Raw genomic sequence first — 14,175 nt, forward strand, 5'->3', positions numbered from 1 at the left:
AGGAGAGCCACAGCTCGTTCATGCGCGATTGCGCGTCCCGCCCTCCACCTCACGCTCACCGCCTCACGCTCACGTTGACGTGAACGGCATGTAGACACACCATAGGTCCTCGCGCCAAGAAGGCTTTCATTCATCACAGGCTCAACGAGAGATTGCAATCATGACCACTCCGCTTCAGTCCGCCGTCGACCAGGTCATCGACAGCCGCCATTCCTGCCGCGCCTTCCTGCCGCGCACCGTTCCGAAAGAAACCATCGCCGAGATTCTTGCCGTGGCCTCGCGTGCGCCCTCGGGCACCAACATCCAGCCCTGGAAGGCCTGGGTGCTGACGGGCGACGCCAAGGCGAGGGTCACGGCCAGACTGCTCGCGGCCTTCGACGACCCTGAAGAGGCGGCCACCCACACCGATCCGTACCAGTACTACCCGAAGCAGTGGATCTCCCCCTACATCGACCGTCGGCGCAAGGTCGGCCTCGATCTGTATGGCTTGCTCGGGATCCAGAAGGGGGATGCGAAGCGGATGCACGAGCAGTTCGCGCGCAACTACAAGTTTTTCGATGCGCCGGTCGGGCTGATCTTCACGGTCGATCGTGTCATGGAACAGGGTTCCTGGCTCGACTACGGCATGTTCCTGCAGAACGTGATGCTGGCTGCCAAGGCGCGCGGCCTCGATACCTGCCCGCAGGCGGCGTTGATCCAGTTCCACCGCATCCTTCGCCCGGAACTCGGAATTCCCGACAACGAAACCCTGATCTGCGGGATGTCCCTGGGCTACGCGGACCCGGACGCGCCCGAGAACAGGCTCAGAACGGAGCGTGCGCCGCTCGACGAGTGGGTGGTGTTCCGCGACTGAGGTCCGGCTCAGTCCGGGGCGGCACCTTCCTCCGGAGGCAGGTGCTGCCGCAGCCAGGTCGCGGCTGCTCTCGCGGCAAACAGCTCCTGCTCGTGTGCATCTCGTGCCGGTGGAAGGGCGAGCCAGTGGTGGGCGCCCCTCATCAAAGGGTAGGCCGTTTCCAGGATGTTCGCCTCCGCGCTGCCGGGGCGGATGATCAGGCGCACGGGCGTGCGCACCGCGCGCAGGGGCTCTGCACCGGCCAGATCGGCGCGGCCATCCAGGCAGGCGATCGCGATGAAGGCGTCCGGGGCCCGCACCGCAGCGCGTACCGCGGCGGCGCAGCCTGTGCCGCTGGCGACCAGGCCGAACGGCAGGCCGACCAGGGGCGGCTGATGCGCAGCCCATTCGACCGCGGAGAGGATGCGATCGGTGAGGCGGGGAATGTTGTAGGAGGCATCCGCGTCGCGCATCGCCTCCTGCCGTGTGAGCAGATCCACCGTCATGGTGGCAAAACCCGCTGCCTGCAGCGCAAGTTCGAGCGGGCGCGGCGGCGCATCGGGCGAAGGGTGGCCGAGCGAATGGATGCACAGCGCGAGTCCGCGAACGTCCGGCGCATGGGCGAGCACGCCGTCGAGCCAGGCGCCGTTCGATGAAATGCTGACCGGGGTGTGGCGAAGTTTCACGAAAGCTGCCTGCCAGCGCTGGGCTGGCGGTGGATGGAGACGGGGATGCGGCGGGCGCCGAAGGCTTCGTCTATCGCTGCGCCGACCGGGCCGAACCGGCCTGCGAGCCGCTCGCCGCAGCGGGGGCAGGCGCCCTGCGCGTTCAGGCGGTAGCTGCGAATCTCGTACCAGTCGCGCACGATCACGGGCTCACCGCAGGCGGCACAGCGAGTGGTGTCGCCCTCCGTGTCATGGACGTTGCCGGTGTAGACATGGCGAAGGCCGGCATCGAGCGCGATCTGCCGCGCCCTGCGCAGGGTTGCGGGTGGCGTGGGGGGAAGGTCGACCATCTTGAAGTCGGGGTGGAAGGCGCTGAAGTGCAGTGGCACCTCGGCCCCGAGTTCGTCGTGCACCCATTTCGACAACGCCCGCAACTCGGTATCGGAATCGTTCTGTCCCGGAATCAGCAGGGTGGTCAGTTCCACCCACACGTCGGTCTCGTGACGCAGCCAGACCAGCGTGTCGAGCACCGGCTGCAGGTGCGCGCCGCACAGCTTCACGTAGAAGTCGTCGGTGAAGCCCTTGAGGTCGACGTTGGCTGCGTCCATACGCGAGAAAAAATCCTTGCGTGCGCATTCGCTGATGTAGCCTGCCGTCACGGCTACGGTCTGCAGCCCGACCGCATGGCAGGCGTCGGCTACATCCATGGCGTACTCGGCGAAGATCACCGGGTCGTTATAGGTAAAGGCGACGCTGTGGCAGCCCCAGTGAAGCGCGGTATCGACGATCTCCTGCGGTGAGGCCTGGTCCATCAGTGTGTCCATGTCGCGAGACTTGGAGATGTCCCAGTTCTGACAGAACTTGCACGCCAGGTTGCAGCCCGCCGTGCCGAAGGAGAAGACCTTGCTGCCGGGGTAGAAGTGGTTGAGCGGTTTCTTCTCGATCGGGTCGATGCAGAAGCCCGAGCTGCGGCCGTAGGTGGTGAGCAACATCACGTCACCTACGCGCATGCGCACGAAGCAGGCACCGCGCTGGCCGTCGTGCAGCTTGCACAGGCGCGGGCACAGGTCGCACTGGAAGCGGCCGTCGTCCAGACGTTGCCAGTAGCGCGCAGGAAAACGGCTGCCGATCACGTTGGCAGGCTCGGGCTGGGTGTTCATGAGGCCTCCTGTTCGGTCTCCTTCCATTTCTGTACGTGGTAGCGCGCGGCCATCAGCTCGACCACCTCGCGGTCCATCGGCAGGCCGGCCTTGTGCTTGAGCGCAGCGAGGAACTGGCGTGGCTCGGGCAGTTGATCCCACACCTGTGGCAGGAAGGTCGCGCTGCGGCAGCCGGAGAAGATGATCAGGCCGTCTTCGCCTGGGCGCAGTTGGGCGAGGAGTTCCTCTTCACCGAAGAAGTCGAGGAACTCCGGCTCGGACAGGACCGACACCTCGATCGTGATGGCGCTGAACTCGTCCGTGCCGAGCGGCCCGAAGCGCGTGTCTTCCATGGCGGCGGCCACCGCGTTGGCGATCACGTCCTCCCCCAGTTCGCGCGAGCGGCGCAGGCTGCCAATGCAGCCGCGCAGTTCGCCGTCCTTGAGCAGGGTGATGAAGGTGGCGCCTTTCTCGTGCAGGCGCGGATCTTCGGGGACTGCCGGCGCGGGACCAAGCCCCAGGCGGTGTGCGATGGCCGCGCGGGCAAGTCGCAGCAGGATGGAGCCGAAATCAGTGTCGGGCATGGCTGGGGGGTTCCAGTTCACAAAAGGCGATGCTGGTGTAGCCGACGACCTGGGAGCGGTCGCCGGCCGTGTCGCCGGAGTTGCGCAGGTCCAGCAGATGGGCCCGCAGGGGATGGCTGTGTGCTGCGAGCAGCAAGCCGTTGATCGGGGTGGCGCCGCAGGCCTGTTGGTGGTCGAGCCCGGGTCGTAGTGCCAGCACTTGCTCGACGGCGGCACGGTCGGATGCCTGCGCTTCGCGGTAGCCGAGATAGTGGGAGAGATCGGAGCTGATGAGGATCAGCGTCTCGGGACCGCCCCAAAGGCTGTCGAGCACGCTGGCGGTCGCCTCGGTGCTGGCGTCGCCCACCAGTACCGGAACAATCTCGAAGCGCTCGAGCACCATCTGCAGGAAGGGCAGCTGTACCTCGAGACAGTGCTCGAAGGCGTGCGGGCGGTCGTCCACGATCACGTCGCGCCGGGCTTGCAGCGCGAGCCATGCCTGGCGAGAGAGCGGCACTTCGCCGAGCGGGGTGGCGAATACCTGCGCGGCGGGCAGGGCGAAGCCTGGCACGGCCATGCGGTGCGTGGGGCCGAGCATGACGACGCGGCGGATACGCTCGCGCAACGGCGCGAGCAGCGCGTACGCGCTTGCTGCGACCGGGCCGGAATAGATGTAGCCCGCGTGCGGCACGATGATCGCCTTGGGTGCGCCGGGAGCGTCCAGCCCCACTGCAGTGTTGAGCAGTTCGGCGAGTTGGGTGCGCAGCACGCGTTCGTCACGGGGGTAGAACTGGCCGGCCACCGCCGGCGGCCGGATCGCTGCGAGCGCCATGATGGATCCTGCGGAAGGTTGCCTGAATGAAAACGGGGTGTTCGTGCCCATTATAGGCGCGCCGCGCGCGATCGCTCGCGTGCGCGGCTAGAATGCGCGCCATGCAGAATCATCGCCCCCGCCACTACGCCATTGTGCCTGCCGCCGGTAACGGTTCGCGCATGGGCTCGCCGCAGCCGAAGCAGTATCTCGAACTGCTCGGCCGCCCGCTCATCCATCACACCCTTTCGGTGCTGTGCGAGGCGCCGGAGATCGACGTGGTCTACGTCGTGCTCTCGGTCGATGACGCGCAATGGGCCCACTACGACTGGTCGGCGCTCGGATCCAAGCTCAGGCCGTTGTTCTGCGGCGGCGCCACGCGTGCCGACAGCGTGCTGGGCGGCTTGCGCGCGATTGCCGCCGAGGCCGCGCCGGGTGACTGGGTGCTGGTCCATGATGCGGCGCGCCCCTGCCTGGCCGCTTGGCATGTGGACAAGCTGATACGAGAACTCGCGCACGAGGACGTCGGCGGGCTGCTCGCCGTGCCGGTGGCCGATACGCTCAAGCGCGCCGATGCGCATCGGCACGTGCTCGAGACCGTGGCGCGCGACAGCCTGTGGCAGGCGCAGACGCCGCAGATGTTCCGCTATGTGATGCTGCGTCGGGCGCTGGAGGCGCACAAGGACGTGACCGACGAGGCGAGCGCGATCGAAGCTGCCGGCCTGCGCCCGCGCCTCGTCCAGGGCGATGCGACCAACCTGAAGGTGACTTATCCCCTCGACCTGCATCTGGCCGAGTGGATTCTCCAGAACCGAAGAGGCGATACCCCATGAATGTTCCATTCCGGGTCGGACAAGGTTTCGACGTGCATGCCTTGGTGCCGGGGCGCGCGCTGATCGTCGGCGGGGTGACCATCCCCTTCGAGCGTGGCCTGCTGGGCCACTCGGATGCGGACGTGCTGCTGCATGCGCTGACCGATGCCATTCTCGGCGCGGCCGGGCTGGGCGACATCGGGCGCCTGTTTCCGGACACCGATCCCGCGCATGCGGGTGCGGACAGCCGGGTGCTGCTGCGTGAGGCGTTTGCGCGCGTGCGCGATGCAGGCTGGAAGGTGGTCAACGTGGACGCCACGCTGATCTGCAAGGCCCCGCGCATCCTCCCCCATGCACCGGCCATGGTCGCGAACATCGCGGCCGACCTCGCCATGGATGCCGCAGCGATCAACATCAAGGGCAAGACCACCGAGAAGCTCGGTTTTACCGGGCGGGGCGAAGGCATCGCAGCCCAGGTGGTCGCCTTGCTTGCCCGCACGCAGGATGCCTGAGGGCGGCGCCGGCAAGGCGTCCCGGACCAGACGGGAGGCCGCGCCGGCAGCGCAGGCATCCGAGCGGGAGCGGCCGGGCGTCCGCCGTGTTTCCGTATGCCTGCGGCTTTTTCTCGCGCTGTGGCCCGCCGCCGCCACCGCCGCTGCGCTCTACGCACGCGGACGCGGCCTGCAGGAGGACTGCGGCGGACGGCTGATGCGCCGCGACACCCTGCATCTGACCCTGGCCTTCCTGGGCGACGTACCCGCGGATTCGGTCATGCGCATCGAGGCGGCGGTCTCGGGCGTGCGGGGAGAGTGCTTTGCGATCGAACTCGATTGCGTCGGAAGCTGGCACGGACATCGCGTACTGTGGACCGGCACGTCCCGCACACCCGCGGCGCTTGCGAAGCTGGCAGACGATCTCGCTGGCCGCCTGCGCGCCGCCGGCTTTTCCCTCGAGGCGCGCGGGTTCACGCCTCATGTGACGCTGGTCCGCAATGCCCGTCGCGCTCCGGTGACCGAAGTGGTGGCGGGCTTGCGCTGGCCGGTCGACAGTTTCGTGCTGGTGTCCTCCGAGCGGCTGCCCAGCGGGGCGCACTACCGCGTCCTGCAGCGCTGGCCGCTTTCCTCCTCCAGCGGCGGGGAGGCTTCGTCGGAGCAAGGTGTAAACGGGTGACGGGGCGCCCAGCGCCCCGTCCGGATCGGCCCGATCGGCCGGTGTCTCACGAGTGGAGACATGATCACCCTTCAGGTGTTGTTCACTTCAGTGAAGATTCAGCCTCTGCGCTACCTTCAAACACGTCCTCCTTTGCACCGGCCCGTGGCCTGCAGCATGTGGTCCATGAAGTTCGAAGCGTTCGCGAGTCCCTCCCTCACAGAAAAATGGTGGAACCAAGGTGCTTCCCGAGTTCTCCTTCGGGCGTCTTGGTGTAGTCCTTTTCGAAACGGTCGGTGACCATCTGCGCGGTCGGGCCGTCGAGGACGGCGTTGAGCAGCCCCATGAATGCGGGCGGTGCGATCAGGATGGCACGCTTGAATGCATTGGCGGTACGGCCGTCGTAGAGCGTTTGGGCAATCTCCTGTGCAAAGACCTTGGCCTCGTGCTGCTTGGGTAGCGTCTGCGGCTGCATCGAGCCGCCGCCTCCGTTACCGGCCATCGCGCCTGCGCGGTCCGAGACGAGATCGCCGTTTTTCTGCCTGCTTTCCGGGTGGATCAGTTCCTTCACCAGCTGCAACCCCTTGTTGGGGCCATGATTCGCATAGAGCTTCGCCAGGCTGGCGTTGGCAACCAGAATCCAGGTGATGGCCATAAGACCTCCTTCGTTGCTGAAAGACCGTTGCATTCGACCTCGGGTGCCGCCCGGGGACGAATACGGTTCAAGCTTAGGCCAGCGATGTCCGGTGTGCAAAGGCGAATTGTGACGAACCGGTGACGACGGTCGTCCGAGGTGTGCGCCGCGGGGGCTGGCCCTCAGAACACACCCATCGCCAGTCCTGCCGCCATCGCCTCGCCGAGCGCCTCGGCCTGCAGCAGATCCCCGGTGCTGACGCCCTTGCGCACGATCAGCGGCTCGGCGACCGTCTTCCAGCCATACCCCCGGGCGATCCGGTCGATCTCGCGCACGGCGCCGGTGCCGTCGTTGCCTGCGCTGACGAAAACCGCGTAAGGCAAGCCGGTGAGGCGGCCTTCGCAGGGGTAGTAGGTGCGGTCGAAGAAATCCTTGAGCGCGCCCGACATGTAGCCGAAGTTCTCCGGGGTTCCCAGGAGCAGGCCGTCGCACGCCAGCAGGTCGTCGGTGCCGGTGTCGAAGGCGCGCTTGAGCTGCGATTCACATTCCTCGACCCGTTGCGCACCACGCAGCACGGCCTCGGCGAGCCGACCAGTGTTGCCTGACTGAGTGTGATGGACGATCAGCAGGCGTTTGCGTGTAGGTTGGAAGCTCATGGGCGCGCGTGGTCCAAGGTGCGTGCTGCGGGATCGAGGCCGTACAAGAGCGCGAGCTGTGAATGGACCTGTGGGAAGCGGTCGCGGAGTACTTCCGGTGCTTCGAAGAAGACTTCGGACGCAACCGCGAAGAACTCGCCAGGGTCTTCCGCAGCATAGGGGTCGATGGCCGTGTCGACACCGCGTTCGACCTCGGCGCAGAACGCCTCGTAGGCGCTGGCGAAGGCGCTTGCCCAAGCCTTGCGGGCCATGCCGGGGCGCAGTCGGGGCAGGCCGTCGACGCCGCCGTTCTCCATGTCGAGCTTGTGCGCGAATTCGTGGATCACGACGTTCACGCCCTCCGGCCCGTCGTCCTCTTCGAACCAGGACAGCAGGACCGGGCCGCCCTCCCAGGCCTCCCCGAGCACCTCGTCGTCGTACTCGTGCAGTATGCCGGCTTCGTCCACCTCCTGGCGGGGGATCACGAAGTCGCCGGGATAGATGATCACGCCCACCCAGCCGTCGTAGGCCTGCAGTCCGATGTTGAGCACTGGCAGGCAGGCTTGCAGGGCAATCGACAGCAGCATGTCGTCTTTCAGCGCCAGACCTTGGGCGCCGTGAAACTCCTTGCGCTGGAGAAACTCGAGCGCCATCGTGCGCAAGCGTTCCCGCTCGTCCGCTGTCAGGCGGGCGAGGAAGGGCAGGCGGGCCTCGACCCGCGCCCATTGGTCGGAGCAGACCTCGGGCGGGGCAGGCCGCAAACCGAGCAGGGAGCGGAGCATCTTCAGCATCATGCGGGCGGGCCGTCGGCAGGCACGAATCCGGGAAAGGTTCCGAGTGGCTGACCGGTATGCTACCGCAGCGCTTCCGGATGCCCAATGTGGGATAATCGGCGCCATGGTTTCCGTGACGCATGCCATCGCCCAGGGCGATACCGCACCGCCCATTGACAAGCTCGCCGACGGCCTCGCGCCGATCGAGCGTGACCGCCTTGAATCCGCATTGGAGTGGATTGCCGAACTGTACGAGGGCAAGGTCCTCGGTACCGGCGAATCGACCTGGACGCATGCGATCGGGGCAGCCCTGATCGCCGCGTCGCTGCGCCTCGATGCGGAGACGCGGCTGGCGGCGCTGCTGTTTGCGGCATGGGATGAGCTCGATGAGCCCGCCGAGGAGATCGGCGGGCGCTTCGGCAGTGCGGTTGCCGATCTGGTGCGTGGCCTGCACCGGCTGAACGGCTTGCGTGTGCTGACCCGGCTCACGACCAATGCCACCGCACCCGAGATCCGCGCACAGACCGAAGTGCTGCGCAAGATGCTGCTGGCGATGGTCGAGGATATCCGCGTGGTGCTGGTTCGCCTGGCCTCGCGCACGCAGACGCTGCGCTTCCACACCGATCTGCCGGGGGACGCCCGGGTCGAGATTGCGCGTGAAAGCCTCGATATCTATGCGCCGCTCGCCAACCGGCTCGGGGTGTGGCAGCTCAAGTGGGAGCTCGAGGATCTGTCCTTCCGCTTCATCGAGCCAGAGACCTACAAGCGCATCGCGAAGATGCTCGACGAGCGCCGCATCGAGCGCGAGCAGTTCATCCAGGATGCGATCGAGCGCCTGCGCAGCGAGCTCGCCGGCGTCGGCATCCAGGCCGAGATCACCGGGCGCGCCAAACACATCTACAGCATCTACAACAAGATGCGGAAGAAGCGGCTCGATTTCTCGCAGGTGTTCGACATCCGTGCGCTGCGGGTGCTGGTGGACGACATCAAGGACTGCTACACGGTGCTGGGCATCGTGCATCAGATCTGGCAGCCGATCGCCAAGGAATTCGACGACTACATCACCAAGCCCAAGGGCAACAACTACCAGTCGCTGCATACCGCGGTGCTGGCGGGCGACGGTCGGGCGCTCGAGGTGCAGATCCGTACCTATGACATGCACCGTCATGCAGAGCTCGGTGTGGCCGCGCACTGGCGCTACAAGGAAGGTGCGAAGGAGGGGGGTGACTACGACGAGAAGATCGCCCTGCTGCGCAACCTGCTTTCGTGGCGCGACGAGGTCACGGACTCCGCGCACTGGATGGAGCAGTTCAAGCGTGCCTCGCTGGACGACACGCTGTACGTGCTGACCCCGCAGGGCAAGGTGATCGACATGCCGCGCGGCGCGACCCCGGTCGATTTCGCCTACCGGCTGCACACCGACCTCGGTCATCACTGTCGTGGCGCCAGGGTCGATGGCCACCTGGTGCCGCTGAACACGCAGCTCGAGAGCGGACAGACGGTCGAGATCGTCGCCGCCAAGGAAGGCGGCCCGTCGCGCGACTGGCTCGATGTGCGCCAGGCCTATGTCGCCACCTCGCGTGCGCGCAACAAGATCAAGCAGTATTTTGCCCAGCTCGACGAGGAAGAGCTGCTGTCGCGCGGGCGCAGCTTCGTGACCCGCGAGATGCAGCGCGACGGCCACGGACAGGCCAACATCGACGGCCTGGCCGAGCGCCTGGGCTTCAAGAACGCAGAGGCGCTGTATCTGGCCGCCGGACGTGGAGAGGTGGGCCCGAGGGCGGTGCAGACCGCGCTGCGCGAGGGCAGCGCACCCGAAACTCCGGCCGGGAACGAGCCGGAGTTCGTCGTCAGCCGCAGCCGTTCCGGCGACAACCAGGACAAGATCCTGATCGTGGGCGTGGGCAAGCTGATGACTTCGCTCTCGCGCTGCTGCAAGCCCGCGCCGCCGGATGCAATCGAAGGCTTCGTCACGCGCGGGCGTGGCATCTCCATCCACCGTGTCGATTGCGCCGACTTCCAGACACTCGCCCGCCAGCACCCGGAACGGGTGATTCCGGCCGAGTGGGGCGAGAAGGCGAACGACACCCGGACTGCGCTGTACCAGGTCGACATCAACGTGCAGGCGGGGGACCGTCAGGGCCTGCTGCGCGACATCTCCGAGGTGCTGTCGCGCGAGAAGCTGAACGTGATCGCCGTCAACACCCTGACCAAGAAGGGCACGGCCTACATGCGCTTCACCATGGAAGTGGGGGGCATCAAGCAGGCGCAGCGGGCGATCACGCTGATCCGCGAAGTGCCGGGGGTGATCGACGCGCAGCGCAAATGAGCCGCGCGCCCACCGGACTCGCTGTTGCGGCGGGCCCGGCCTGCGGTGCCGCGCTCAGCTGCTGGCGGCGAGTTCGTTGAGCAGGATCAGCTGCGCGGAGCGGCGCACGGTGCGCGCGTGCTTGCGCCGGTACTTGCCGTCCGGCAGCATCTCCCAGGCTTGGCAGTTGTCGCCGAGGTAGGGGCGCAGGCCTTCCTTCATCACGCGACGCTTCAGGCGCGGATCGAGCACCGGGAAGGCGATCTCGATGCGGCGGAAGAAGTTGCGGTCCATCCAGTCGGCGCTCGACAGATACATCAGATCCTTGCCGTCGGCATGGAAGTGGAAGATGCGGTGGTGTTCGAGGAAGCGGCCGACCACCGAGCGCACGCGAATGTTCTCCGACAGGCCCGGCACGCCTGGACGCAGCGCGCAAGGCCCGCGGATGATCAGGTCGATTTCCACGCCTGCCTGTGAGGCCTCGTACAGCGCTTCGATGGTTTCCGGCTCGAGCAGCGCGTTCATCTTGGCGATGACGCGCCCGCGCCGCCCCTCGCGCGCGATCTCCGCCTCGCGGCGGATCGCCTCCACCACCCTGGGCTGGAGCGCGAACGGCGCCTGCCAGAGGTGACGGAGTTCGCTCGCCCTGCCCAGTCCGGTGAGCTGCTTGAACACCGTCGCCACCTCGTCGCCGATTTCGGCGTTGCAGGTCATCAGGCCGAAGTCGGTGTAGAAGCGGGTCGTGCGCGGGTGGTAGTTGCCCGTGCCCATGTGCACATAGCGCCGCAGCCCGTCTTCCTCGCGGCGCACGACCATGAGCAGCTTGGCGTGGGTCTTGTAACCGAAGACGCCGTACACCACGTGCGCGCCGACCTCCTCGAGCCGGTTGGCGAGCGTGATGTTCGCCTCCTCGTCGAAGCGCGCCATGAGCTCAAGCACGACGGTGACTTCCTTGCCCTTCTGTGCGGCGCGCGCGAGGTGCTCCATCAGCACCGAGTCGGTGCCGGTGCGATACACCGTCATCTTGATCGCGAGCACCTGTGGGTCGTCTGCGGCGGTGCGCAGCAGGTCGATGACCGGTGCGAAGCTCTGGAAGGGGTGATGAAGCAGGATGTCGCCACTGCGGATGGCGGTGAAGATGTTGCGCCGCTTGTCGAGCGTCTTGGGCAGGCCCGGCACGAAGGGCGTGTATTTGAGGACGGGGCGATCCACCCAGTCCGGTACCTGGATCAGGCGCACGAGGTTCACAATGCCCGGGGTGCGGTACAGGTCGTCGGGGGTCAGATGGAAGTGCTGCAGCAGGAAGCTCGCCATCTCATCGGAGCAGTTGTCGGCGACCTCGAGCCGCACCGCATCACCGAAGTGGCGCTGCTGCAGTTCGCCCTTGAGCGATGCGCGTAGATCCTTGACCTCCTCCTCGTCCACGAAAAGGTCCGAGTTGCGGGTGACGCGGAACTGGTAGCAGCCGAGCACGCGCATGCCGGTGAAGAGCTCGCTGACGTGAGCATGCAGCACGGACGACAGGAAGACGAAGCAGTATTCCTGCTCGCAGAGTTCGCGGGGCAGGCGGATGACACGGGGCAGGGCGCGTGGTGCCTGCACGATGGCGGCGCCGGAGTCGCGCCCGAAGGCGTCGCGCCCCTCCAGTTCTACGGCGAAGTTCAGGCTCTTGTTGAGCACGCGCGGGAAGGGGTGGGCGGGGTCCAGTCCGATCGGCGTGAGCACCGGCATCACCTCGCGCATGAAGTAATCGCGGATCCACGCACGCTGTGCCTCCGACCACAGGCTGCGGCGGAGGAATACGACACCTTCCTGCTCCAGTGCGGGAAGGATGTCGTCATTCAGCATCTCGTACTGGTCGGAGATGATCTCATGCACCTCATCGGAAACGCGGGCGAGCAACTCGTTGGGGGTGATGCCGTCTTCGCCCGATTTCCGGCTGCCGACGCGGATCTGCTCCTTGATGCCCGAGACGCGAATCTCGAAGAATTCGTCGAGGTTGCTCGAAACGATGCAGACGAAACGCAGGCGCTCGAGTAGCGGCACGTCGGGGTCGGCAGCCTGCGCCAGAACCCGGCGCTGGAACTGCAGCAGCGACAGTTCGCGGTTGAGGAAGTGTTCGGCGGGGTGGGTAAGCGGCGTGTTTCGGACGATGTACATGGCGTTTTCCGGGGCGGTGCGTGCTTCGGGATTATGTGACACTTTCGTTGCATCTTCATGACGATGATTTCCGCTCCAGGCGAGATCGGGCGCGGCTTCGAAGAAGTTTTGCACGCAACGATCCAGCGGCCCGCGGTGATAGAATCCGGGCCTCGCGTCCCTGGGGACGCCTGCAGACGGGATAACGATGCGAGATCTGATTGCAGCGATCGATTTGGGTTCGAACAGCTTCCGCCTGCAGGTGGGGCGTATCGTCAACGACCAGATCTATCCGCTCGACGGGCTGAAGGAGGCCGTTCGCCTCGCCGCCGGTCTATCGCCCGACAAGAAGCTCGACCTTGCCTCGCAGCAGCGCGGCGTGCTTGCCCTGCAGCGCTTCCACGAGCGCCTGCGCGATTTCCCCCCCGGGCGCGTGCGTGCGGTGGCAACCAATACCCTGCGGGTGGCGAAGAACGCACCCGAGTTCCTGATCCGCGCCGAGGCGGCGCTCGGCTTCCCGATCGAGGTCATCGCCGGGCGCGAGGAGGCGCGGCTGATCTATGTCGGCGTTGCGCACACGCTGCCCGATCCGCACAAGCAGCAGCTGGTGGTCGACATCGGCGGCGGCTCGACCGAGTTCATCGTCGGCAAGAGCTTCGAGCCGCTGCTGCTGGAGTCGCGCTACATGGGCTGCGTCGGCTTCAGCCTCAGGTTTTTCCCCGATGGGCGCATCGACAAGCGCGGAATGAAGGAGGCGGAACTTGCGGCGCGGCGTGAACTGCAGACGATCTCTGCCGCCTATCGCGAAGCGGGCTGGGAGGAGGCCGTCGGTTCGAGCGGCACCGCCAAGGCGCTGGCCGAGATTCTGGAGCAGAACGGTTTGTCGTCCGGCGGGATCACGCGCGAGGGCCTCGAGAAGCTCAAGGCCCTGCTGTTGCGCGCGGGCAGCATCGACGCGCTCGATCTGGCCGGGCTCAAGGGCGACCGGTTGCCGGTGATCCTCGGCGGCTTCGCCATCATGAGCGCGGTGTTCAAGGAGTTCGCGCTCGAGCAGATGGTGTTCTCCGAAGGCGCCTTGCGCCTCGGCGTGCTTTACGACCTGCTCGGACGTTACCACCACCATGACCTTCGCGACGCGACGATCAGCGCCTTCGTGCGCCGCTATGGCGTCGATGTGCGGCAGGCGCAGCAGGTTGCAGACACCGCTTGTCATCTGCTTGCGCAGCTCGAGCCCGGAATGAGCGACCCGGAAGGGGACGACCAACGCTTCCTGCGCTGGGCGGCGATGGTGCACGAGATCGGCATTTCGGTTGCGCACTCCAGCTATCACAAGCACAGCGCCTACATCGTCGGCAATGCCGACATGCCGGGCTTCTCGCGCATGGACCAGGCGCGCCTGGCCCGGCTCGTGCTGGCGCATCGGGGCAAGCTGGAGCGCGTGGCCTCGGCGATCGATCCGGGCAGTGTGGACTGGCTGTTGATCGCCTGTCTGCGCCTCGCGGTGGTGATCCACCGGGCGCGCGACGCACGGGGCTTGCCGCCAGTGACCTTCTTGCGCGAGGGCAGGGGGTTCAGCCTGACCGCCGCGCCAGGCTGGCTGCAGAAACTTCCCCTGACCGCGGTGGCGCTGGAAGAGGAGCGCCGCCAGTGGCAGGGCGTAGGGCGCTCGCTCTACATCCGCGCACTGAGCCTGCGCACCCCGGTCGCCCCCTGAA

At 66.5% G+C, this 14,175-nt stretch carries 14 protein-coding genes; 6 read left to right on the forward strand and 8 right to left on the reverse strand.

Annotation, left to right across the window (positions count from 1 at the left end; translation table 11 throughout):
• The first annotated feature begins 160 nt into the window (after positions 1-160).
• Positions 161-853 carry a nitroreductase gene (locus ACPT9U_RS02810; RefSeq protein WP_418362658.1) on the forward strand — a complete coding sequence of 231 codons (693 nt, stop codon included), beginning with the start codon at positions 161-163 and terminating at the stop codon, positions 851-853.
• A gap of 8 nt (positions 854-861) precedes the next feature.
• On the opposite strand, the gene ACPT9U_RS02815 is transcribed toward ACPT9U_RS02810, so the two are convergent.
• The 4 genes from ACPT9U_RS02815 to amrB are packed head-to-tail and all read right to left on the reverse strand — an operon-like array spanning position 862 to position 4,031.
• Positions 862-1,518: an alpha/beta hydrolase gene (locus tag ACPT9U_RS02815; protein WP_418362659.1), complete on the reverse strand. Its 657-nt coding sequence runs from the start codon at positions 1,516-1,518 to the stop codon at positions 862-864.
• Entirely contained in the window at positions 1,515-2,657 is a 1,143-nt protein-coding gene (gene amrS / locus ACPT9U_RS02820) for an AmmeMemoRadiSam system radical SAM enzyme (RefSeq protein WP_418362660.1), read from the reverse strand. The genes ACPT9U_RS02815 and amrS overlap by 4 nt, the downstream gene beginning before the upstream one ends.
• A complete protein-coding gene (gene amrA / locus ACPT9U_RS02825; protein ID WP_418362661.1) occupies positions 2,654-3,220 on the reverse strand; it encodes an AmmeMemoRadiSam system protein A in 567 nt (188 codons plus the stop codon). The genes amrS and amrA overlap by 4 nt, the downstream gene beginning before the upstream one ends.
• Positions 3,207-4,031 carry an AmmeMemoRadiSam system protein B gene (amrB, locus tag ACPT9U_RS02830; protein ID WP_418362662.1) on the reverse strand — a complete coding sequence of 275 codons (825 nt, stop codon included), beginning with the start codon at positions 4,029-4,031 and terminating at the stop codon, positions 3,207-3,209. The genes amrA and amrB overlap by 14 nt, the downstream gene beginning before the upstream one ends.
• 101 nt (positions 4,032-4,132) lie before the next feature.
• Here amrB and ispD point away from each other — a divergent pair, with 101 nt between their 5' ends.
• Genes ispD through thpR form a run of 3 tightly spaced genes read left to right on the forward strand, consistent with a single transcriptional unit; the run spans position 4,133 to position 5,992 of the window.
• Positions 4,133-4,843, forward strand: coding sequence for a 2-C-methyl-D-erythritol 4-phosphate cytidylyltransferase (ispD, locus tag ACPT9U_RS02835; protein ID WP_435749810.1), 711 nt, complete (start codon positions 4,133-4,135; stop codon positions 4,841-4,843).
• Positions 4,840-5,334 carry a 2-C-methyl-D-erythritol 2,4-cyclodiphosphate synthase gene (ispF, locus tag ACPT9U_RS02840; RefSeq protein WP_418362664.1) on the forward strand — a complete coding sequence of 165 codons (495 nt, stop codon included), beginning with the start codon at positions 4,840-4,842 and terminating at the stop codon, positions 5,332-5,334. Before ispD ends, ispF begins: the two co-directional genes overlap by 4 nt.
• Positions 5,312-5,992 (forward strand): RNA 2',3'-cyclic phosphodiesterase, encoded by a 681-nt coding sequence (gene thpR / locus ACPT9U_RS02845; protein WP_435749811.1) that lies wholly within the window; start codon positions 5,312-5,314, stop codon positions 5,990-5,992. The genes ispF and thpR overlap by 23 nt, the downstream gene beginning before the upstream one ends.
• A gap of 196 nt (positions 5,993-6,188) precedes the next feature.
• On the opposite strand, the gene ACPT9U_RS02850 is transcribed toward thpR, so the two are convergent.
• From ACPT9U_RS02850 to ACPT9U_RS02860, 3 genes are all read right to left on the reverse strand, one after another.
• Complete coding sequence (locus ACPT9U_RS02850) at positions 6,189-6,626, reverse strand: host attachment protein (RefSeq protein WP_418362666.1); 438 nt, start codon at positions 6,624-6,626, stop codon at positions 6,189-6,191.
• A 161-nt stretch (positions 6,627-6,787) separates the two neighbouring features.
• The gene (locus ACPT9U_RS02855; protein WP_418362667.1) at positions 6,788-7,261 is read right to left on the reverse strand and encodes a flavodoxin family protein; all 474 of its coding nucleotides are present in this window, start codon (positions 7,259-7,261) and stop codon (positions 6,788-6,790) included.
• On the reverse strand, positions 7,258-8,031 hold the full coding sequence (locus ACPT9U_RS02860) for a zinc-dependent peptidase (RefSeq protein WP_418363340.1): 774 nt from the start codon (positions 8,029-8,031) through the stop codon (positions 7,258-7,260). The genes ACPT9U_RS02855 and ACPT9U_RS02860 overlap by 4 nt, the downstream gene beginning before the upstream one ends.
• A 106-nt stretch (positions 8,032-8,137) precedes the next feature.
• Between ACPT9U_RS02860 and ACPT9U_RS02865 the strand changes: the two genes are divergently transcribed.
• The gene (locus ACPT9U_RS02865; RefSeq protein ID WP_435749812.1) at positions 8,138-10,342 is read left to right on the forward strand and encodes a RelA/SpoT family protein; all 2,205 of its coding nucleotides are present in this window, start codon (positions 8,138-8,140) and stop codon (positions 10,340-10,342) included.
• Positions 10,343-10,396: 54 nt separating this feature from the next.
• On the opposite strand, the gene ppk1 is transcribed toward ACPT9U_RS02865, so the two are convergent.
• Positions 10,397-12,481, reverse strand: a complete 2,085-nt coding sequence (gene ppk1, locus ACPT9U_RS02870; RefSeq protein WP_435749813.1) for a polyphosphate kinase 1 — start codon at positions 12,479-12,481, stop codon at positions 10,397-10,399.
• Positions 12,482-12,668: 187 nt separating this feature from the next.
• Here ppk1 and ppx point away from each other — a divergent pair, with 187 nt between their 5' ends.
• Positions 12,669-14,174 carry an exopolyphosphatase gene (gene ppx, locus ACPT9U_RS02875; RefSeq protein ID WP_418362670.1) on the forward strand — a complete coding sequence of 502 codons (1,506 nt, stop codon included), beginning with the start codon at positions 12,669-12,671 and terminating at the stop codon, positions 14,172-14,174.
• Position 14,175: the final 1 nt, after the last annotated feature.

The organism is Thauera sp. AutoDN2 (assembly GCF_051280715.1).
Lineage (GTDB): Bacteria > Pseudomonadota > Gammaproteobacteria > Burkholderiales > Rhodocyclaceae > Thauera.